Raw genomic sequence first — 20,752 nt, 5'->3', positions numbered from 1 at the left:
TATGCTCGTCCCGTGCGGAACGGGCGGCGGGGGACGGCGGACGGGGACGCGCGACCGGAGTCGGTCACCGTGGACGTCCGGACCGTCACCGCGCCGGTGCGGCCGACCGCCTCGGAGCGGATCACCCTGGCCTTCGTACGGTCGGGGGCGGCCGTGCTCCTGGGCGGGTTCGGGGAGCGGCGGGTGGAGCGGGGCGGCGTCGTCATGCTGGGGGCGCACGCCCTGTGCGGCTGGGAGCCGGACACCGCCGTCGAGGTCGTGACCGTGGCGCTGGACCGCGACTACGTGCTCGACCAGCTGTACTGGCAGCACCGGCCGTGGGTGGACGGCCGGGACGAGGCGCACGACATCCTCGACGCGGTCTACGTCCGCCCCGCGCGCGTCCTCTCCCTGGACGAGGAGACGGCCGGGCGGGTCTTCCCGCTCCTGGAGGAGCTGGCGGACCTGAGCGGCCGGGAGCCGAGCCCCGCCGCCTTCTACCGCGCCCAGGCCCTGCTGTTCACCGTGCTCGACCTGGTCCGCCCGTTCGTCGGGGCGGCGACGTTCGCCTCCCCGGAACGGCGCCGGCGCTCCCGGCGCACCGACCCGCCCGCGGGGCACCTGGCGTCCCTGCGCGCGGAGGCGCGCCGCGCCGCGGCCCTGCTCCGGGAGGACCCGGCCGGGCCCTGGACGCTGGACGGGCTCGCGCACCGGGTGCACCTGTCCCCGTCCCAGCTCGGCCGGGTGTTCGCGGAGGCCTTCGGCTGCGGCCCGATGGCGTACCTGGCCACGGTCCGGACCGAACGCATGGCGCACCTGCTGCGGACCACCGACGACCCCGTCGTCGTCGTGGCGCGGCGCGCTGGCTGGAGCGACCCCGACCACGCCCGCCGCGTCTTCCGCCGGAGCCTGGGCGTCACCCCGACGCGCTACCGCGCGGGCGGGCGCCGGTGAGCCCGGGGGCACTCCGCGCACATTTTTCGCCTTACCGTCCTTGACGCGCCCCCGGCACCACGGAAGCCTCTGACCGACAGCCGATTCGGGTGTGCGACGGCGGCCGCGCCGTCCACCCGGGCACTTCCCCCACGTCCCCCTCCCCCGACCCAGCCCCCCCGATCCCGAGCAGTCGACCCCCTTCCGGTGTGAGTGCCGTCCCGTGGTCCCGCGGCCGATCCGATCACTCCCGTCCGCCCCCGCCCGAACGGCGGTGGCGCCACTTGCCGTGGACGCCGGGCCATCCGCCCGCTCCGCGCCGAGCGAAAAGGACGCAATGGGACGCATGACATGGAACGGGTCGCGGCGTGCGGGCCGCACCGGGCTCGCCCTCGGGGCGGCCGCAGCGCTACTGCTGCCGACGGCGGTGCCCGCGGCGGCCGCACCCCGGGCGACGGCCCCGGACCTCGACGGGCCCGCGGTGGTGGAGGTCCTCCTGGACGACCGCGCCGACCTCGACCGGCTCGTGGAACTGGGCGGCGACATCGCCCGGCTGGACGCGGCGGACGGCGGCGGGTTCGTCGCCCAGGCCGTGGTCGGCCCCTTCGACGTGGAGGCCTACAGCGACGCCGGGCTCACCTTCGGCGAGGTGATCTACACCGAGGCCGACGCGCAGGACCGCATCGACGAGCGCGAGGAGACCATCGAACGGCTCCAGGCCGAGAACGGGCCGCACGACACCCCCCGGACGCTGGCGGCCACCGACGGGCTGGAGATCCTGCGGGCGGACTACTTCCGCAGCCGCACCGGCGACCACCTGTCCGTGGAGGTCCGCTCCGACTTCGGGCAGGCCGAGAACTTCCAGCTGACCGTGGAGCGCGACGCCGGGCCCGGCACCGAGTTCGGCGACGGGGGGACCCAGACCCTGAGCCGGTTCGTCGACGTCGGGGTGTACATGTACCACCGCGGCCAGGCCACGGTGGACGAGCGGCCCGAGCGCATCCGGGTGACCAGCCCGCACGGGGGGACCGCCGTCGCGGAGGTCACCGAATGGCTGCCCGACCCGCGCGGCCCCGGGGACCCGCTGCCCTACACCGACTTCCTCAACGCCTACATGACCCCGGGCGAGCTCTATGAGCGGATCCACCAGATCGCCGCCGAGTACCCCGACATCGCCGAGGTCATCGAGCTCCCGCACCGCACCAACGGCTACCGGCGCCACGCGCAGGCGATCCTCGGCGTGGGCGTCAACGGCCAGAACGCGAACCGCGGCGTCATCGTGGAGTCGCTCGCCTACGGCCACGAGGGCGGCAACGACGTCGTCGTGGACCTGGTCGACCCCGGCGCCCCCGACGCGGGGCTGTCCGTGGGCGTGGACGGCTCCGAGATCACCGTGTCCCTGGCCACCGACGGCTCCGGCGCGGTCACCACGACCGCGGCCCAGGTCGTGGCGGCGGTCAACGCCGAGGCCGGCGGCCTGGTCCGCGCCTTCACCTACCGGAACAACGCCGGCGCCGGGGTGGTGCAGGCCGAGCGGGTCCGGGCGAGCGACTTCCTCAACGCGCCCGACGACGTCTCCCGCGAACCCGCGCCGGTCTACGCGCTGCGCATCGGCGCCACCCGGGACGGCTCCAAGACCGGCGTGCTGGGCTACGCCCAGGAGCACGCCCGCGAGTGGCAGACCCCGCTGGTGACCATCGAGACCGCCGAGCGCCTGGTGCGCAACTACGGCATCCACGACACCACCACCGAGCTGGTGGACGAGCTCGACATCTTCCTGATGCCGTCGTTCAACCCCGACGGCGCCAACTACTCGTTCTACGACGTGCCGCTGCACCGCAAGAACATGACCAACTACTGCCCCACCGACGGCGCCCGCGACCAGTGGGCCGTCGAACAGGGCGCCCAGTGGGGTGTGGACAACAACCGCAACTACGGCGCCTACACCCTGTGGGACGGCTACTCCGGGGCCTCCTTCAGCTGCACCAGTGGTACCTTCGCCGGGCCCGAGGAGCTGGGGCCGCTGTCGCAGCCCGAGAACAAGAACCTGGTGTGGCTGGTCGACACCCACGACAACATCGACTTCTCCATGAACATCCACTCCTCCGGCGACTACTTCATGTGGTCCCCGGGCGCCTACATCGTCGAGGGGCGCGTCCCCACGCCCCGGCCGACCGCGATGCAGGAGGCCTACTTCTGGGAGTCGTCGGCGAGCATCCTCGGCGCGATCAAGGAGCACCGCGGCACCGTGGTGACCCCGGCCCGCACCGGCCCGATCATCGACGTGCTGTACTCCGCGGCGGGCAACTCCGGCGATCACCTCTGGTACGAGAACGGGATCTTCGCCTGGAACTTCGAGCTGGGCCAGGCGGGCTTCCAGCCGCCCTGGGACGAGGCCCACGCCCAGGGCATGGAGTACGCCAACGGCCTCTACGACATGCTCGAAGTCGCCCTCGCATACCAGAAGGACCGGTACAGGCCGCGCTCGGACGCCTCCCCGCGCGCGGGCGCGCACACCGGCCCGGTGGAGGTCGCCTTCCGGACCAACGAACCCGCCGAGATCTACTACACCCTCGACGGCAGCCGCCCGGACTACAGCTCGCCCCGCCTGGAACTGACGGGCGTGCGCGGGGACCTGGAGACCCTCACCCTGGAGGAGACGACCACCGTCCACTGGTTCGCGGTGGACATCGCGGGCAACGTCGAGGGGGGCTACAACCCCGACGGCAACGCCCGCAACCACCGCCGCGGCACCTGGACCATCACCGACTAGCGCCCGCGGGGGGACGGACTCAGGCGAAGTCGGCCTCCGTCATCCCCGCGGGACGACCCGGCGGCCACCGCACCAGCTCGACGCGGTGGCCGTCGCGGTCGTCCACCCGGGACGTCCGGCCCCCCGGGCCGGGTTCCGCGGGGAACCCGGCCCCGATGCCCCTGCCCGCGAGGTCGGCGATCACGGCGTCGAGGTCGTCCACCTGGATGACGAGGTGGTTCACAGCCCCGGTGCCCCGGACCGGCCGCGCCGGGTCGTGCACGAGTTCAAGGCTGACGAACGGGTCGTCGGGCAGCCGGCCCAGCTCGACGTACCCGAGCCCGGTGTAGAAGGCGAGCGAGCGCTCCAGGTCGGTGACCCGCAGGCCCAGGTGCAGCATCCGCATACCCGGCACCCTGACCCCGGCCGAAGCGACGGAGCGGTCCGGCGGGGCCGTCAAGGCGCGGCCTCGCGTTGTCAGGGATCGTTCCGCCCACCCCGCCGATCTGCGCGGCCCCGGCCGCAGGGGGGTACCTCGGGGGGTTCGGGGGGTCTCCCCCCGGTAGGCGGGACGCAACGACCCTGCGAGGTGGCCGAAGGCCCCCGAGCAGGGTCGTGTGAGAGTGGAATGGACCCTGCGCAAACCAACTACAACCCACGAGGCGCGGCCTCGCGTTGTAAGAGAGGGCCCCATCCACCCCGCCGATCACCGCGGTCCCGGCCGCAGGGGGGTACCTCGGGGGGTTCGGGGGGTCTCCCCCCGGTAGGCGGGACGCAACGACCCTGCGAGGTGGCCGGAGGCCCCCGAGCAGGGTCGTGTGAGAGTGGAGTGGGCGCGAAGGGACTCGAACCCCTGACCTATTGCTTGTAAGGCAATTGCTCTAACCAGCTGAGCTACGCGCCCCTGCGTCGCAGGCGATCATACCGCTTCGGGGCGGCGGCCCGCGCGCGGTTTTCGCGTCCCGGTTCAGGCCAGGGCGCGCAGGTGTTCGAGGTAGGCGTCCGTGTCGCGGGGCTCGGAGATCGGGGTGAGCGTGCTCCAGCGGACGACGCCCTCGGCGTCGATGAGGAAGGTCCCGCGGCGGGCGGTGCCGCGGGTGGGGTCGAAGACCCCATAGGCGTCGGCGACGGCCCCGTGCGGCCAGAAGTCCGACAGCAGGGCGAACGGGAACGCCTCCCGGTCCGACCAGGTGCGCAGGGCGAAGACCGAGTCCACCGAGATGGCCAGCACCGTGCCCAGTTCGGCGAGTTCGGCGTGGCGGGCGCTCAGCTCGGCGAGCTCGCCGGAGCACACGCCGGAGAACGCCAGCGGGTAGAACACCGCCAGGACCGGCCGGCCGCGCAGCGCGGAGAGCGCGGTGTCCCGCCCGTACTGGTCCGGGAGGGTGAAGTCGGGGGCGGCGGCCCCCGGCACGATGTCGGTCATCTACTCGTTCGTTCGGTCGTGTGCGGGCGTCCGTCAGCGCCGCGCGCCCGCAGGCGGGACGCGCGGCACCGGATGCGTCACCCCGTACGGGTGATGTCCGTCACCGCTTGGGCACGACCAGGCGCGTTCCCGACCAGTCCGCTCCGACGCTCACCGCACTGGTCTGGGACAGACCGGAGGTGGTGGCCGCCTCGGCGACATCGTTGGGGGACACGTGCAGTTCACGGCCCGCCTTGGGGGTCAGGACCAGGATCGTGCCGCCGTCGGCGATGGTGGTCACCACGTCCACGAGGACGTCGGTCAGGTCGCCCTCCTCGTCGGACCTCCACCACAGCAGTGCGGCGTCGACGTCGCCGTCGTAATCCTCGTCGACCAGCTCCTCACCGGTGAGCTCGGCGATGGATGCGCGCAGGTTCTCGTCGACGTCGTCGTCGAAGCTGAATTCCTGCACCACCTGACCCGGCTTGAATCCGAGTCGGTCAGCCAAGTCACGCTCGCTCTGTGCCTGGCCCGCGGTCGCGCTCACGAAAGTTCTCCTCCACAGATGGTTTTTCTCAATCTTGCCTGCACGAAGCAGTTGTCACAACGATGCCGGGCCTTTTCCGCCACCCGTCACGTGTGCCCGCGACCATCGCTGATGGCCTAGTTCACACGCTAGCGGGCCCGTCCGTCAACGTGTTCCCGTCGCCGGGCCGCCCCAGCGCCTCACCCGGAGGGGAGGAAGGACAGCCGGACCGTGCGGTCGGGGTTGTCCACGTTGAGGTCGACCACCGCGATGGACTGCCATGTTCCCAGTCCCAGGCGGCCCGAGAACACCGGAACGGTGGTCTGCGGGGCGACGTAGGCCGGCATGACGTGCGACCTGCCGTGTCCCAGCGTCCCGTGTGCGTGCCGCCACCGGTCGTCGGCGGGGAGCAGGTCGTCGAGGTTGGCCAGGAGGTCGTCGTCGGAGCCCGCGCCGAGTTCGATGATCGCCACACCCGCGGTGGAGTGCGGGACGAAGACGTTGAGCAGGCCGTCGCCTCCATTATCGGCGACGAACTCGTCGCACTGGCGGGTGATGTCGGTGATGCTCTCCGATCCGCCGGTGTGCAACTCCAGGATCTGTGTCCGCATAGCGTCACCTTCGCGCAGGCTGGGCTCTCGTGCAACCATCCCGTTTTCGGCCTGTGGATGGCGATACGGTCCGGGAGGGGCCATACTCGTCCACTACGTGTGCTGACCCGGCCGAAACGAGGGAGAACGGTGACCGCCTCTTTACCGCTGGGGCCCGTGCTGCGGCACGTCGGCCCGACCACCGCGACCGTGTGGGTGCAGGCGTCCGCGCCCGGCCGGGTCCGCGTGGTGGCGGACGGCGGGGTGACGGCGGCCGCGGACACGTTCACCGTGCACGGCCACCACTACGCCGTGTGCGAGATCACCGGCCTGGAACCGGGCTCGGCGCTGCCGTACGAGGTGTTCCTGGACGAGGAGCGGGTGTGGCCGGAGCCGGGGTCGGCGTTCCCGCCGAGCACGCTGCGCACCCTGGACCCGGACGCCCCGGCCCGGCTGCTGTACGGCTCGTGCCGTACCCCCACCGGTGGCGCCCCCGAGGGGGTGGTCCGCTACGGGCCGGACCTGCTGCGGGCGACGGCCCGGCGGCTGGCCGCGGAGTCGGCGCAGGACAACCTGGTGCTGCTGCTCATCGGCGACCAGGTGTACGCCGACGAGATCCAGGAGTCGATGCGCGCGTTCCTGCGCGGGCACCGGGAGGAGACCGGCGGCGAGGGCCCCGAGGACGAGGTCGTCCACTTCGACGAGTACGCCGAGCTGTACCGGCAGTCGTGGAGCGACCCGCAGGTGCGGTGGCTGCTGTCGACGGTGCCGACCCTGATGGTGTTCGACGACCACGACGTCCGGGACGACTGGAACACCTCGGCGGCCTGGCGGCGCGCCATGGACGGCCACCCCTGGTGGCGCACCCGGATCACGGCGGGGCTGGGCGCCTACTGGGTCTACCAGCACCTGGGCAACCTCTCCCCCGACGAACGCGACAAGGACCCCCTGTGGGCGCGTGTGCGCGCCGCGCGGGCCGACGCCGGGGAGGAGGTGGACGCGTTCGCGCTGCGGGCGCACGAGGAGCCGGAGTCCTACCGGTGGAGCCACCGCCACGACATCGGCGGCGTGCGGGTGCTGATGCTCGACACCCGGTGCGGCCGCGCCCTGGGCGAGGGCGACCCCTCGGACGGCTCCCGGTCCATCCTGGGGGCGTCGGGGCACGCCTGGCTGGACGAGCACCTGACCGGCGGGCCCGACCACGTGGTGGTGGCCTCGACGGTGCCGGTGCTGCTGCCGCCCGCGGTGCACCACCTGGAGGCGTGGAACGAGGCGGTGTGCGCGGGCGCCTGGGGCGGGTGGCTGCGCGGCCCCGCCGAGCGGCTGCGCCAGGCCCTGGACCTCGAACACTGGGGTGCGTTCCGGTACTCGTTGGAGCGGCTGGCGGACGCGGTGGGCCGGGTGGCGCGCGGCGAGCGCGGTCCGGCCCCGGCGTCGGTGCTGCTGCTCAGCGGCGACGTCCACTTCTCCTACACCGCCCCGGCCCGGCACCGGGACGTGGGCGCGGGCGGGTCGACGATCCTGCAGCTGGTGTCCTCGCCGCTGTGCAACCGGCTGCCGGTGAACTTCCGCCGGATGGCGCGGCTGTCGGCGAGCGCGCCGGTGCACCTGGCGGGGCGGGTCCTGACGTGGCTGGCTCGGGTGCCGTCCCCGTCGCTGCGCTGGCGGCTGTCCTCGGGGCTCTACTTCGGCAACACCATCGGCGAGGTGTCCTTCACCGGCCGCACCGCGCAGGCCCGCTGGTACCACGTGGTCGAGGGCGGGCCCGACGCCCTGCCCGAGGTGCACTCCACCGTGGACGTCTGACCCGCCGGAAATCCCGTGGTGCCCTCCGGGGCCACAGGGCCGGGCCGGGCGGGTCCGGAGCGGGCCGCGGGGTCGGGGCGGCCGGCTCGGGAACGGCTCAGTGCTCGTACGGATCAGAGCTCGTACGAGTCAGGGCTTGTGCGGGTGGGGACGGGTGCTGGAGTGGCCGCGGCGGGTCTTGCGGACGGCCAGGCCCAGGGCCCCGCTGCCGCGCTCGATGAACTGCCGGGCGGCCCGGTTGACGGTGGCGCGCGGCCCGGAGCCCTCGCGCTTCTTCTGCGCCGCGTCCTCGGACTCCCCGTCGGCGGACGGCCCGTCCTCGTCGGCGGCCGGCCCGCCCAGGTGCGGGAGCACGGCGGTCGGCTTCTCCTCGGTCAGGTGCGGCAGGACCGCGGTGGGCTCCTCACCGTCCTTCCCGGAGTCCTTCCCGGCCGTGTCGCCGCCCAGGTGCGGGACGACCGCGGTGGGCTCGTCCGGGCCGGCCGTAGGCGCCGCGGGCGCCGCAGACACGGTCGGCGGGGCCACCGGGCGCAGCAGGTCGGTGCGCTCGTTGGCGGACACCGCGTCCTCCTGCGCGGCCTGCTCGACCTCCTCGCTCACGGCCTTGCGCCAGGCCCGCTCGGCGAGCTTCTGGCGCATGGACTCGCGGGAGCGCTCGACCCGGCGCGAACGCCAGGCCCTGGCCGCCGGGGTGAGGACCGGCCAGGTGACCTTGGCCGGGCGGGAGAGCGCGTGCCACAGGTAGGCGGTGGTCCCCCACGCCTCCATGGCGCGGCGGGCCCGGGTGATGGTGAAGAAGGTGGGCATCGCCAGCAGCAGCTGCGGCAGTGCCAGCGCCAGCGCGGCCAGCAGCGGGTACAGCCCGCCGCCCACCAGCGCCGCGGCGGCGCCGATCACCATCGTGGACAGGGCCAGCGCGATGCGCAGCCCGGTGAACTGGCGGAACCGGTGCAGCGCCCGGCGGGCGGACACCGGCGGAGCCAGCCCCTCGGGCAGCGGTGTGGGCTGGACGATGAGGGACATCAGCAGCGTGCCAACGCCCACACTCGTCGCCAGCAGGATCGTCCACCCCGAGGCCGACAGCGCACCGCCCACGAGCAGGGCGACCAGACCGACCACGGGAAGCGGCGCGGGCAGCCAGAAGAGCACCCGTCTGCGCAGCTCGCCCTCCTGTGTCGGCTGGAACACGAACTCGGTCACCGGATTATCCGTCCAGGACCATTTCCTCGGCCGTTCGACCACAGCGTTGACCCCCCAAGAACGTCGTGACCCGACGGTGTGCGCGGGCCCCCACCCGGGAGTGCCCTCAGACCGGACGGACCTCGCGCTTCACCGTTACAAAGCTATCCCTTTTCATGCGGTCCCCGGGCGCACACGGGCAGTAATAGACATACCCGGCGCAGGTGAAACTCGGATAAGGGGGCGCGCATCGTGGACTAACGATCAGGTTACGTCCCGGGTTCCCTTCCCGGTAGGGTCCCGGCGGTTTCAGGACGAATGACACATCCCACGTCAACCTTCCGCGGCCTCGGAGAGTCGCCCCAGCGCGACGGCGACCCGCAGCACGAACGAGCCCCGCCCGTCGGAGGGCGTGTGGCCGGTCAGCTCGGCGATCCGGCTGAGCCGGTAGCGCACCGTGTTGGGGTGGACGAACAGCATGCGGGCCGTCGCCTCCAGCGACGACGCGTGCTCCAGGTACACCGACAGGGTGTCCAGCAGCGGCGACCCGGCCCCGGCCAGCGGCAGGTACACCTCCCGCACCAGCTGGGCGCGCGCCTCGGCGTCCCCCTGGAACGCCCGTTCCGGGAGCAGGTCGGCGGCCGACACCGGGCGCGGCGCGTCCGGCCAGGCCACCGCGGCCCGCAGCCCGCTGACGGCGGCCCGCGCCGACGCCCCGGCCGAGCGCAGGTCGGGCACGACCGGGCCGACCACCACGGGCCCCGGGCCGAACAGCCCGGTCAGCGGCTCGGCGGCGGCCCCGGGCAGGTCCTCGGCCGGGTAGCGCTCCCCCACGCCCACCACGACGACCACGCGCCGGCCCTGGGTTCCGGCCAGGACGTCGTGGCTCAGGCGGCGCGCGGCCGAGCGCAGGTCGTCCAGGACCTTGGCCTCGTCGTCGCCCTCGGCGATCTCCCCGGCCACCGTGATCACCGGGGCGAGCGACCAGCCCAGCGCCGACCCCCAGGTCTGGAGCCCGTCCTCCCGGTCGCCGTGCAGCAGGGCGTCGACGATGAGCGCCTCCAGCCGGGCGTCCCAGGCCCCGCGCGCCTCGGCGGCGCGGGCGTAGACCTTGGCGGAGCTGAACGCCACCTCGCGCGTGTAGCGCAGCACGGCCTCGCGCAACTGCTGGGCGCCGCCGGGGGCGGCCAGCTCGTCGACCTGGCCCTCGACCACGTCGATGACGACGCGGATCATGTCGACGGTCTGCTGTAGGGACACCGAGCGGGTCAGCTCGCGCGGGGCGGTGCCGAAGACCTCGACGGTGATGGCGGGGCGGCCCCGCCTGGGGTTGCGGAACCAGTCGACGAAGGCCGCCACCCCGGACTGCGCGACCAGGCCCACCCAGGAGCGGTCCTGGGCCGACATGCGGCGGAACCAGCCCAGGCGTTCCTCCATACGGGCGACGGCGGCGGTGCCCAGGGTGCCCATGGAGCGCTCCAGGCGGCGGACCGTTTCGGCGCGGACGCGCTCCTGCTCGTCGATCCCGGCGTTCTCATCGGTGTTCACCCCTCTAGGTTCGCATCCCCCGCCCCCGGGGATCGCTCTCAACCCCGGCGCTCCGGGGCTGAAGCCCTCCGGGACGCGGCGGGAAGGCCCCCTGACTGCGGGGATGTACCGTCGGAGGGTGACCCCTCTCACCGGCCTGCGGGCTTGTGGACACACGTCGGACACGGGTTTGTGGGGTTCCCACAAGCACCTCCGAGCGAACTTCGTGTGCCTCCCCCTCCAACCGGTGATCTCCTACAGGGCAAGGTGGATGTCGTGCTTGTAATCGTTGCTCCCGGCCAAGGTGCCCAGGTCCCCGGTTTCCTCTCCCCGTGGCTCGAACTGCCCGGCGTCGCCGCGCAGCTCGCCGCGTGGTCGGAGGTCGTCGGGCTCGACCTGGTGCGCTACGGCACCACCGCGGACGCCGACGAGATCCGCGACACGGCCGTCGCCCAGCCGCTGCTGGTCGGCGCGGGCCTGGTCGCGGCCTCGGCGGTCCTGGGTCCGCTCACCTCGCCCTCCCCGGCCCTGCCGGCGGAGGCCTCCCTCGTGGACGCCGTCGCCGGACACAGTGTCGGCGAGTTCACCGCCGCCGCGGTGGCCGGTGTGCTCTCCCCCAAGGACGCGCTGTCCCTGGTGGCCGAACGCGGCCGCGGCATGGCCGACGCCGCCGCCCGCACCGAGACCGGTATGACCGCCGTCCTGGGCGGCGACCGCGAGCAGGTGCTGGCGGCCATCGCCGCCGCGGGGCTCACCCCGGCCAACGACAACGGCTCGGGGCAGATCGTCGCCGCGGGCACCACCGCGCAGCTGGCGGCGTTCGCGGAGAACCCGCCGGAGAAGGCCCGGCTGCGCCCCCTGTCAGTGGCGGGCGCCTTCCACACCGAGCACATGGCCCCGGCCGTGGAGCGGGTGCGCGCGGCCGCCGACACCCTGTCGCCCTCCGACCCGGTGGTGCCGATCCTGTCCAACGCCGACGGCGCGGTGGTCGAGAGCGGCAAGGAGTACCTGGACCGGCTGGTCTCCCAGATCTCCTCCCCGGTGCGCTGGGACGCCTGCACGCAGACCCTGGCGGATCTGGGCGTCACCGCCCTCATCGAGCTGACCCCCGCGGGCACCCTCACCGGTCTGGCCAAACGCGCCCTGCGCGGCATCGACACCCTCGCGGTCAAGACGCCCGAGGACATCGAGCGCGCCGGCGCCCTCATCAAGGAGCACGCGGGGACCTCCGCCGCGGGCACCGACCAGGAAGGCTGACCTCATGTTCCCCACCCCGAGCGTGCCCGGCGGCGCGGCGATCCGCTCCTTCGGCGAGTACCAGCCCGCCCAGGTGGTCACCAACGCCGACCTGGAGCAGCGGGTCGACACCAGCGACGAGTGGATCCAGAGCCGCGTCGGCATCAAGGAGCGGCGCATCGCCGGTCCCGAGGACACCGTGGCGAGCATGGCCGTGGCCGCGGGCGGCAAGGCCCTGGCCGCCGGCGGGCTGTCCCCGGAGGACATCGACCTGGTGATCGTGGCCACCTGCACCCCGCAGGACCAGATCCCCAACACCGCGGCGACCGTCGCCGCCCGGCTGGGCATCGTCGCCCCGGGCGCGTTCGACCTCAACGCCGCCTGCGCCGGGTTCTGCTACGCCCTGGGCGTGGCCGCCGACATGGTGCGCGGCGGGAGCTCCCGCAACGTCCTGGTCATCGGCTCGGAGAAGCTCTCCGACTGGGTGGACTGGCAGGACCGCTCCACCTGTGTGATCTTCGCCGACGGCGCCGGCGCGGCCGTGGTCTCCGCCTCGGAGGAGAACGCCATCGGCCCGGTGGTGTGGGGCTCCTCCGGCGAGCGCGCCGACAAGATCTACCTGCGCGACCACAAGTACCTCTGGCAGGAGGGGCAGGCGGTCTTCCGCTGGACCACCACCGAGCTGTACAAGACCGCGCTGGAAGCGCTGGAGCGGGCGGGGGTGGCTCCCGAGGAGCTCACCGCGTTCGTCCCGCACCAGGCCAACCTGCGGATCGTCGAGTCGATCGCCAAGAAGCTGGGCGCGCCCCAGGCACTCGTGGCCCGCGATATCGTCACCGCTGGCAACACCTCCTCCGCATCCGTCCCGCTCGCGCTGTCGCGCATGATCGGACGCGGGGAGCTCCCGTCGGGGAGCACCGTCCTCACCCTGGGCTTCGGCGCGGGGCTGGTCTATGCCGCACAGGTGATCCGCATCCCCTGACGGCACGCGGCCGAAGATCCGGACCGCCTCCCCGTTCACAGAACACACGCAACAAGGAGAAGAAGCACATGGCTCACAGCGAGCAGGAGATCCTGGAAGGCCTCGGCGTCATCATCGAGGAGATCGTCGGCACCGAGCCCTCCGAGGTCACCCCGGAGAAGAGCTTCGTGGACGACCTCGACATCGACTCGCTGTCCATGGTGGAGATCGCCGTCGCCGCCCAGGACAAGTTCGGCGTGGAGATCCCCGACGAGCAGCTCAAGGACCTCAAGACGGTCCAGGACGTCATCACCTTCATCCAGAAGTGACCCGTCCGGGTCGCCGGGAGGCCGTCACCCCGGCCCCGGCGACCCGACCGGCCCACCCCGCCGGACCACCCCAGTCACAGCCTTCCGCCACGCCCGGCCCCGCAGCCGGGACCGACCCACGAAGGGCGATCGGATCATGACAAAGACCGATGTCGTCGTCACCGGCCTCGGCGCCACCACCCCGCTCGGGGGTGATGTCGCCACCACATGGTCCGCGCTCCTCGACGGCCGTTCCGGCATCAGCACGCTGCCCGAGGAATGGCACGAGAGCCTCCCGGTGCACTTCGCCGGGCGCATCGCGCAGGAACCCTCGGAGAAGCTCCCCAAGCCGCGGCTGCGCCGGCTGGACCGCACGCAGCAGTTCGCGCTCATCGCCGCCGAGGAGGCCTGGGCCGACGCCGGGGCCCCCGAGGTCGACCCGCTGCGCCTGGGCGTGGTGGTCTCCAGCGGCATCGGCGGCATCCTGACCATCCTGGAGCAGTACGACACCTTCCGTGAGAAGGGCTGGCGGCGGGTCTCCCCGTTCACCGTGCCCATGCTCATGCCCAACAGCCCGGCCGCCGCCATCAGCCTGGAGTACACCGCCCGCGCCGGTTCGCACGTTCCGGTCAGCGCCTGCGCCTCCAGCGCCGAGGCGATCGCCAACGGTGTCGACATGATCCGCGCCGGCCGCGCCGACATCGTCATCGCGGGCGGCACCGAGGCGGCGATCCACCCGCTCAACATCGCCTCGTTCGCGTCGATGCGCGCCCTGTCCACCCGCAACGACGACCCGCAGACGGCGTCGCGCCCCTGGGACAAGGACCGTGACGGCTTCGTCATGGGCGAGGGCGCGGGCATCGTCATCCTGGAGTCGGCCGAGCACGCCGCCAAGCGCGGCGCCCGGGTGTACGCCCACGCCTCCGGTGTCGGCTACACCAACGACGCCTACGACATCGTCCAGCCCGACCCGGAGGGCGCCGGCCAGTCCCGCGCCATCACCCAGGCGCTGGCCGACGCCGACCTGGCGCCCGAGGACATCGTGCACGTCAACGCGCACGCCACCTCCACCCCGGCGGGCGACGTGGGCGAGACCCGCGCCATCCGCGCCGCGCTGGGTTCGGCCGCCGACCGGATCGCGGTGACCTCCACCAAGTCCATGACCGGCCACCTGCTGGGCGGTGCGGGCGCGGTGGAGTCGATCGCCACCATCCTGGCGCTGCACGACGGCCGCATCCCGCCGACCATCAACATCCAGGAGCTGGACCCCGAGGTGGCCGTGGACATCGTCCGCGACAAGCCCCGGGACATGCCCTCCGGCGATGTCGCCGCGATCAACGAGTCCTTCGGGTTCGGCGGCCACAACGTGGCGCTGGTGTTCCGCCGGGCCTGACCCGGACACCGCGTCCGCGGACGCACGAGGGCCCCGCCGGGTTGGCGGGGCCCTTGTCCTCATTGGGGGAGCACCCGGCCAACGGCCCGTGAAGGTGAGCTGAACACCCGAGAAAACGCCTTCAGGTCGGCCGGGCCTGTCGCCACCATGGAGGGGTGACCACAGCGAACCCGCACCGGGCCCCCACGGTGACCGCTCCCCGATCGACCGGACCCATGCCCGCTCCCGACCGGCCGCCCCTGGGCTTCCAGCCGATCGTCGACCTGGACTCGGGCACCGTCGTGGCCGTCGAGATCATCTCGCCCGCCCCGGCCGGGGTCCGGAGCGGGCCCCTGGAGATGCCTCCGGGGGAACTGGAGGCGATCGCGGAGTGGTTGCTGGCCCTGGTGCGCGAGTCCGCGGAGACCGAGAGCCTGCTGCCGCTGGTGCTGCCGCTGCCCGCGCGGGCCCTGATGGCCCGCAACGGGTTCGTCGACCTGGTGGACAGCCTGCTGCGCCGGGCCGGGCGGCGGCCCCGCGACATCACGTTCATGCTCGGCGCCGAGCTGGCCGACCTGCCCCGCAAGGTCCTGGTGTCGGGGGTGGCCCGGCTGCGCAGCGCGGGCTTCCGGTGCGGTTTCGGCACCGCGATGGTGCGTCCCGACCTCGTGGTCGAGGCGACGCCCTTCCTGATGCGCATCGACCCGGGCGTCGTCGCCGGGGTGGCCACCGACCAGCGGCACGCCACCGTGGTGGAGGGCCTGGCCCGGATCGGCCGCGGCAGCGGGGTGTACGCCATGGCCGCGGGGGTGGACACCGCCGAGGACGTGGTGCGGCTGCGCCGCTGCGGGGTGAAGGTGGGCACCGGCCCGTTCTTCGCCGACGCCGCCTGGCGGCCCGGGAAACAGGTGAACCCGGTGCCCGAGCCGACCGCCGGGCAGGGGCGGACGGACGACGACGGCCCGCGGGTCGCCGAGTTCATGGTCCCGCCGGTGGGGTTCGACGCCGAGACCACCACCGAGCAGATCATCGAGGCGTTCACCGACGACAAGGCGCTCAACAGCGCCATCCTCATCGACCACCGGGAGCGGCCGGTGGGCGTGATCGACCGGACCCGGTTCCTGCTGTCGGTGACCGGCCGCTACGGGCACGCCCTGCACGCCAAGCGCCCCGCGATCCGGCTGGCGGAGTCGCCGCGCACGGTCCCGGCGTGGATGTCGGCGATCGCCGCGCTGCGCATCGCCGGCCAGGACACCGAGCGCGTCTACGACGACCTCGTGGTGGTCAACACCTACGGCCAGTGCCTGGGCGTGGTCCACATCAGCGACCTCATCCAGTCCCTCTCCCGCAGCTGACGCGGACGGTGACCGGGAACGGCGACGCCCCGCGCCGGGGGTCCGGGGCGGGGCGCGCGCGGTCGGGGTCAGCGCCGGGGCTCGGGGCCCTTGACGCCGGACGGGCTGTTGGTGGGCTGCTCGGCGGCGTCCTCCACCGGGGACAGCGGGGAGTGGCCCTCGGCGATGGCGCGGGCGATGCGCGCGCGGGTCTCCTCGTCGTTGAGGTAGTCCAGCTCGGGGCGCTTGGGCAGCAGGCCGTCGCCGGAGGAGCGGCCCATGGCGCGGCGGCGCAGCCACGGCACCAGGTACTGGCGGGCCCAGCGGCGGTTCTCGCGGCGGCGCAGGATGGCGGGCAGCTGCCGGGGCGGGGTGGTCCAGGGGTCGGCCCAGGACTCGCGCGGCCCCATCGGGAAGCCCAGCAGGTCGGCGATGCGGGCCGCCACGATCTGGTGGCCGGAGCCGTTGAGGTGCAGCCGGTCGTCACTCCAGGCGCGGGGGTCGGTGAGGGCGTTGAGCGCCCACATGTCGACGATCTCGGTCCCGGTGCGCTCGGCGATCGCGCGCATATGCATGCTGAACACGGCGATGCGGCCGCGGTAGTAGCGCAGCACGGGGATCCAGCCGGTGTCGTGCCCGGAGATGATGACGGTGCGGATGTCCGCGTCACGCAGGCGGCGGATGCCCCGCTCGAACTCCTCGGCGATGTCGTCCAGGTGGGAGCCCGGGCGCAGCACGTCGTTGCCGCCGGCCAGCACGGTGACCAGGTCGGGCTTCCACTCCAGGGTCCGGTCGAGCTGCTCGCCGAAGATGTGCTTCATGCGGCGGCCGCGCACGCCCAGGTTGGCGTAGCGGAAGTCCGCGGTCACCTGGCCGAGGTGCTCGGCGAGCCGGTCCGCGAAGCCGCGGTACTGGCCGCCGGGGCCGCTGTCGTCTTCCATCCCCTCGGTGATGCTGTCACCGATCGCCACATAGGACCGGATGGGCTCCGGTCTGTGCGAGGAAGCGGTCACGGGGGGATTCATCTCAAGGTCTGTCACGTCAACCAATCATCCGGCTCGACCGTCCCACGCCGACTGGGCGCCGTAGGGTGCGCGGGTACGGAATCCTGGTACGGGTCGCGGTGGGTCGCCCCCCGTCTCCGAAACACCGTCGACCCCTGCGGCCGCGGGCGGCCACCCGGCTCGAAGGTCGTTCGGGCGAGGACAGTGCCCGTCCAGCATACCCGGGACCGGCAAGGCCGTGCCGATCACCGAACGCGCTGGTGGGCGCGCCCGCATCCTCCGCCTCCCATCGCTCGCCCCCGTTTCGGGAACGGGGAGCGGGCGTGAAGGCTCCGTGAACAACAACGACCGCACGGCGGGGGAAGAGCCGAATGTCCCTTATGAGGTGGATCACATATTCTTGCGGTTCCCCGTGGCGCGAATCCCGTGCTGAGGTGACCGACGCACCACGAACGGGGTGTTCTCCGCGAGGACCGGGGCGGCCTGGGGGTACCCATGTGGCGTCAAGGGACGTACGATCTCGGGAAGTGCTCACGGCACCCCTGTCCCCCGGCCGCCGTGCCCACCCGTGGCATCCCCATCCGCCTTCCGGGCGGGTCCCCCCGGCGGGTGAAGGGCGCGTACTGTGGTGCATCGAACCGAAGGCCCGTGCGGTTCCTCCCCAATTCACGTGCAGACACCAGGAGGTCGAGGTCCCCAGCGGATGAACGCCGTCTCTCCGATCTGCCTCGTCGACCTCGCGCCCGCGCTGCGCTGGTCGAGGTCGCCGGACGTGGCACCCCTGCTCCACCATGACCGGCTGATCGACGGCTGGTGGCAGTCGCTGCCGGTCGCCAGGGTCCTGGAGATCGCCGGTCCGCCCTGGCTGGCGCACGGGATCGCACGTCTGGCCGTGGAGCAGTGGGGACATGTGCCCCTGGCCGAGTTCCTGCCGAACCTGCGCACCCAGGAGGTGCGCTGCGAGGACCTCGCCGAGCCGGTGCGCACCGCGGTGCTGTCGACGGCCGGCGACTGGGACCACCTCGTCTCCAGCCCGCCCCAGGAGATCGCCTCCTGGCCGCTGGGCGACTGCCGCCTGATGGACGTGGTGAGCACCGTGGCCTGGCGGGCCCTACAGCCCTGCGGCGAGCTGCCCGGCGGGCCCACCCCCTCGGCCGCGCTGATGCTGGAGGCGGTGCGCACCATCGCGCACTGGCTGCCCGACACTGCGCCCGAGCACGTGCGCAACGCCCTGGACTACCTGACCACCGCCACCGGCTCCGACCAGGCCGCGGCCTCCGGGGGTGCCGGAAACGAGCCGGCGCCGCCGCAGACCCCGGCCACCCGGGCCATCCGCACGCTGCGGGCGCTGCGCGCCCAGCGCGAGGAGGACCGGCAGGAGACCGTCCTGCCGGCCGCCGTCGGCGGGCACGAGCCGGTGCCGATGGCCATGGTGAGCTCCGCCGCGATGATCCCCGGGTCGGCGCTGGAGGCCGAGGCCCCGGCCGCGAACGGCGTGGGCGACCTGCGCTCGCAGTTCCGCAGCTCGCTGCTGGGTCCCGGGCGGACCCTGCGCAGACCCAGCTTCGGGCCGCCCAAGCACCGGACCGAGCCGGAGGAGCGCCCGCCGGCGCCGGCGCTGGGCGAGCACCCCCTGGTGGACATGGTCGAGGAGATGTTCCGCTCCTGGCCCGACCTGGAGCGCACGGTGGCCGCCGAGCGGCTGTTCGCCACCGACCCGATCAGCATCCGGGTGCTGTCCGAGCAGATCGCCGTGGACGTCACCGACATCCGGTCCGCCCAGCGCAAGGTCGAGGAGCGGCTGCTGCGCTGGCTGAACTCGCCCGAGGGCGCCCCCATCACCAAGCACCTGCGGGACCTGTCGGAGCAGCTCGGCTCGGCCACCACGATCGACCGGTTGATCAACGCCCACCCGGACCACCCGGTGGAGGTGCCGACCCTGAGCACGCCGCTGTGGCGGGTGGTCATCACCCTGTTCACCGACCGGCGCATGCACAACGGCTGGCTCATCGCCGACGACCCGGGCCGCCTGCGCTGGCAGACCCGCGAGCTGCTGTCCGACGGCCCCGGCCTGACCGAGGCGGGCATCCGGCTGGGCCGGATCGGCATCCGCCAGCAGGAGCTGCGCGCCTGGCTGCTGAGCACCCCCGGGGTGAGCCTTCAGGACGGGTGTGTGCTCGTCGACCCGTCGGTGCCGATGGAGGCGCCCGGCGGCCAGCCCGGGCACACCGCGGACGACTCGGGGGCCACCACGGAGAACGGGCTGCCGATCCGCCGCCGCCTGGACGGTGCGGCGCCCGAGCCCGCACGCCCCGCGCCCGCACCCGCGCCGTTCCCGGTCCCCGCGGACATGCGGATGCCGGCGCCCCCGACGGCCCCCTCCCCCGCGCCGATGGCGCCGCCCGCCGCTCCGGGGCGTCCGATCCCGGGCGACCCGGCCATGGCGGCCCGCTGCTTCCGGGCACCGGACGGCCGCTGGTGGCACCGCATCGACATCACCGCCGACCACCTCAACGGCGCCCCGGTGGCGGTGCCCGCCGGGTACGCCACCCACCTGGGCCTGCAGCCCGGACGGCTGCTGTGCCTGACCGCGCCCGGCGCGGACCTGCTGGTCCTGGTCTGGCGGGACCAGCCGGCGTTCGACTCGCTGCGGCCGCTGCTGCGCCGCCAGGCCGCCCAGCCGGGCGACCGCGTCTTCATCACCGTGTCGGGCGACCGCCTGGACGCGCGCAAGCTGCCCGCGACCGACCTGAGCAACTACTCGCCGACCGCGCGGGCGCTGCACCTGAGCGGGTACACGGCGCCGTCCTCCACCGAGGAGGCGCTGAAGATCCTCTCCCGCCGGATCACCGACAGCGACGACCGGGCCCCGACCGATCCGCAGTCCCTGGTCGAGCTGCTCACGCGGCGGGGCGACAACGACATCGCGGGCGAGCTGCGCGCCGGATTGTTCGCCGCCCACTAGATCCGCCTCCCAGGCCCCCGGTCCCACGACCGGGGGCCTGGTTTTTTACCACCCGGGGACTTTCCCTCCACCTCACCATTCTTATAGGTTAGCCTTACCTAAGCACAGTTGAGGTGGTTCCCCTGCATACTTCCCGGCATTTGGCCCCCTCCCCGGCCGACCGCGCCAGAGCGGTCCTGGGCCGGCCCAACCCGGCCACCGTCACGACCCAGAGCGGCACCCTCCACCTGGTCGACCCGGTCTGCCACGTCCACCCCGGCGGCACGGTGAGCCTGCTACTCCCCCGGCGCCACCACCTGCTGGACGAGATGGCCCGCGGGCGCACCGCCGCCACCGTCGAGTTCACGGACACCAGCGCGGTGGCGCTGCGCGACCCCACGCGCTCCCTGCTGTGGATCAGCGGCACCCTCACCGCCCTGGACGAGGCGACGGCGCGCATGCGGGCCCTGAGGCTCATCCGCGACGACCCCGACGAGCGCCTGCTCGACATCGGCCACAGCCGCGTCATGGTCGCCCTGGACCCGTATCTGGTGGTGCACTCCGACACCGAGGGCTGCCACCTGCTCGGCAACGACGAGTTCCTCCGCGCCCGGCCGGACCCGCTGGGCCGCTGGGAGGGCCCCTGGCTGCGCCACCTGGAGGAGGACCACCCGGACCTGCTCGCCGCCCTGGCCGAGGCCTGCCCCGAGGACGTCCCCCCGGTCCCGCCCCGCCCCCTGGGCGTGGACCGCTACGGCATCACCCTGCGCTTCGAGGGCCCCGACGGCGACCACGACGTCCGGCTGCCCTTCGACCGCCCCGCCGAGGGGCCCGAGGACGTCGCCGCCGAGGTGCACGCCCTGGCGAGCCTGCCCGACTCCTGCGGCCCCTTCTAG

General features: G+C 73.3%; 17 protein-coding genes and 1 tRNA gene. 10 read left to right on the top strand and 8 right to left on the bottom strand.

The window, feature by feature from the left end:
- Positions 1–12: 12 nt before the first annotated feature.
- Together ACJOT3_RS09625 and ACJOT3_RS09620 are read left to right on the top strand one after the other, a co-directional pair.
- Positions 13–933, top strand: coding sequence for a helix-turn-helix transcriptional regulator (locus tag ACJOT3_RS09625; RefSeq protein ID WP_406971039.1), 921 nt, complete (start codon positions 13–15; stop codon positions 931–933).
- A gap of 316 nt (positions 934–1,249) precedes the next feature.
- Positions 1,250–3,685 carry a M14 family metallopeptidase gene (locus ACJOT3_RS09620; RefSeq protein ID WP_406971037.1) on the top strand — a complete coding sequence of 812 codons (2,436 nt, stop codon included), beginning with the start codon at positions 1,250–1,252 and terminating at the stop codon, positions 3,683–3,685.
- A gap of 19 nt (positions 3,686–3,704) precedes the next feature.
- Here ACJOT3_RS09620 and ACJOT3_RS09615 read toward each other — a convergent pair whose 3' ends face one another.
- The 5 genes from ACJOT3_RS09615 to ACJOT3_RS09595 all read right to left on the bottom strand — a co-directional run bounded on the left by ACJOT3_RS09615 (position 3,705) and on the right by ACJOT3_RS09595 (position 6,206).
- Entirely contained in the window at positions 3,705–4,070 is a 366-nt protein-coding gene (locus ACJOT3_RS09615; protein WP_406971035.1) for a VOC family protein, read from the bottom strand.
- Positions 4,071–4,494: 424 nt separating this feature from the next.
- Positions 4,495–4,568 (bottom strand) — tRNA-Val (locus ACJOT3_RS09610).
- 63 nt (positions 4,569–4,631) lie between these two features.
- Complete coding sequence (locus ACJOT3_RS09605) at positions 4,632–5,090, bottom strand: peroxiredoxin (protein WP_406971033.1); 459 nt, start codon at positions 5,088–5,090, stop codon at positions 4,632–4,634.
- Positions 5,091–5,190: 100 nt separating this feature from the next.
- Positions 5,191–5,616: a DUF3052 domain-containing protein gene (locus ACJOT3_RS09600; protein WP_406971031.1), complete on the bottom strand. Its 426-nt coding sequence runs from the start codon at positions 5,614–5,616 to the stop codon at positions 5,191–5,193.
- Between the two features lie 179 nt (positions 5,617–5,795).
- Positions 5,796–6,206, bottom strand: coding sequence for a secondary thiamine-phosphate synthase enzyme YjbQ (locus ACJOT3_RS09595; RefSeq protein WP_406971029.1), 411 nt, complete (start codon positions 6,204–6,206; stop codon positions 5,796–5,798).
- A gap of 129 nt (positions 6,207–6,335) precedes the next feature.
- Between ACJOT3_RS09595 and ACJOT3_RS09590 the strand changes: the two genes are divergently transcribed.
- Positions 6,336–7,991 carry an alkaline phosphatase D family protein gene (locus ACJOT3_RS09590; protein ID WP_406971027.1) on the top strand — a complete coding sequence of 552 codons (1,656 nt, stop codon included), beginning with the start codon at positions 6,336–6,338 and terminating at the stop codon, positions 7,989–7,991.
- A gap of 129 nt (positions 7,992–8,120) precedes the next feature.
- Here ACJOT3_RS09590 and ACJOT3_RS09585 read toward each other — a convergent pair whose 3' ends face one another.
- On the bottom strand, positions 8,121–9,191 hold the full coding sequence (locus ACJOT3_RS09585; RefSeq protein WP_406971025.1) for a hypothetical protein: 1,071 nt from the start codon (positions 9,189–9,191) through the stop codon (positions 8,121–8,123).
- A gap of 312 nt (positions 9,192–9,503) precedes the next feature.
- On the bottom strand, positions 9,504–10,718 hold the full coding sequence (locus ACJOT3_RS09580) for a PucR family transcriptional regulator (RefSeq protein ID WP_406971023.1): 1,215 nt from the start codon (positions 10,716–10,718) through the stop codon (positions 9,504–9,506).
- 255 nt (positions 10,719–10,973) lie between these two features.
- On the opposite strand from ACJOT3_RS09580, the gene ACJOT3_RS09575 reads away from it, so the two are divergent.
- From ACJOT3_RS09575 to ACJOT3_RS09555, 5 genes are all read left to right on the top strand, one after another.
- Positions 10,974–11,954, top strand: coding sequence for an ACP S-malonyltransferase (locus tag ACJOT3_RS09575; protein ID WP_406971021.1), 981 nt, complete (start codon positions 10,974–10,976; stop codon positions 11,952–11,954).
- Between the two features lie 4 nt (positions 11,955–11,958).
- Positions 11,959–12,915, top strand: a complete 957-nt coding sequence (locus ACJOT3_RS09570; RefSeq protein ID WP_406971019.1) for a beta-ketoacyl-ACP synthase III — start codon at positions 11,959–11,961, stop codon at positions 12,913–12,915.
- Positions 12,916–12,983: 68 nt separating this feature from the next.
- Positions 12,984–13,223: an acyl carrier protein gene (locus ACJOT3_RS09565; protein WP_406971017.1), complete on the top strand. Its 240-nt coding sequence runs from the start codon at positions 12,984–12,986 to the stop codon at positions 13,221–13,223.
- A 136-nt stretch (positions 13,224–13,359) separates the two neighbouring features.
- Positions 13,360–14,595, top strand: a complete 1,236-nt coding sequence (gene fabF / locus ACJOT3_RS09560; RefSeq protein WP_406971015.1) for a beta-ketoacyl-ACP synthase II — start codon at positions 13,360–13,362, stop codon at positions 14,593–14,595.
- A 155-nt stretch (positions 14,596–14,750) separates the two neighbouring features.
- Positions 14,751–15,929, top strand: a complete 1,179-nt coding sequence (locus ACJOT3_RS09555; protein WP_406971012.1) for an EAL domain-containing protein — start codon at positions 14,751–14,753, stop codon at positions 15,927–15,929.
- A 68-nt stretch (positions 15,930–15,997) separates the two neighbouring features.
- Here ACJOT3_RS09555 and ACJOT3_RS09550 read toward each other — a convergent pair whose 3' ends face one another.
- Complete coding sequence (locus ACJOT3_RS09550) at positions 15,998–16,933, bottom strand: SGNH/GDSL hydrolase family protein (RefSeq protein WP_406971010.1); 936 nt, start codon at positions 16,931–16,933, stop codon at positions 15,998–16,000.
- Between the two features lie 682 nt (positions 16,934–17,615).
- Between ACJOT3_RS09550 and ACJOT3_RS09545 the strand changes: the two genes are divergently transcribed.
- Both ACJOT3_RS09545 and ACJOT3_RS09540 read left to right on the top strand, forming a co-directional pair.
- Positions 17,616–19,877, top strand: a complete 2,262-nt coding sequence (locus ACJOT3_RS09545; RefSeq protein WP_406971007.1) for a hypothetical protein — start codon at positions 17,616–17,618, stop codon at positions 19,875–19,877.
- Between the two features lie 140 nt (positions 19,878–20,017).
- Positions 20,018–20,752: a DUF2470 domain-containing protein gene (locus ACJOT3_RS09540; protein ID WP_406971004.1), complete on the top strand. Its 735-nt coding sequence runs from the start codon at positions 20,018–20,020 to the stop codon at positions 20,750–20,752.

Origin of the sequence: Nocardiopsis protaetiae (assembly GCF_045446735.1) — a bacterium.
Taxonomy (GTDB): Bacteria; Actinomycetota; Actinomycetes; order Streptosporangiales; family Streptosporangiaceae; genus Nocardiopsis; species Nocardiopsis protaetiae.
The sequence above is the reverse complement of the archived record's forward strand: the minus strand, read 5'-3'. Positions and strand labels throughout refer to the sequence as shown.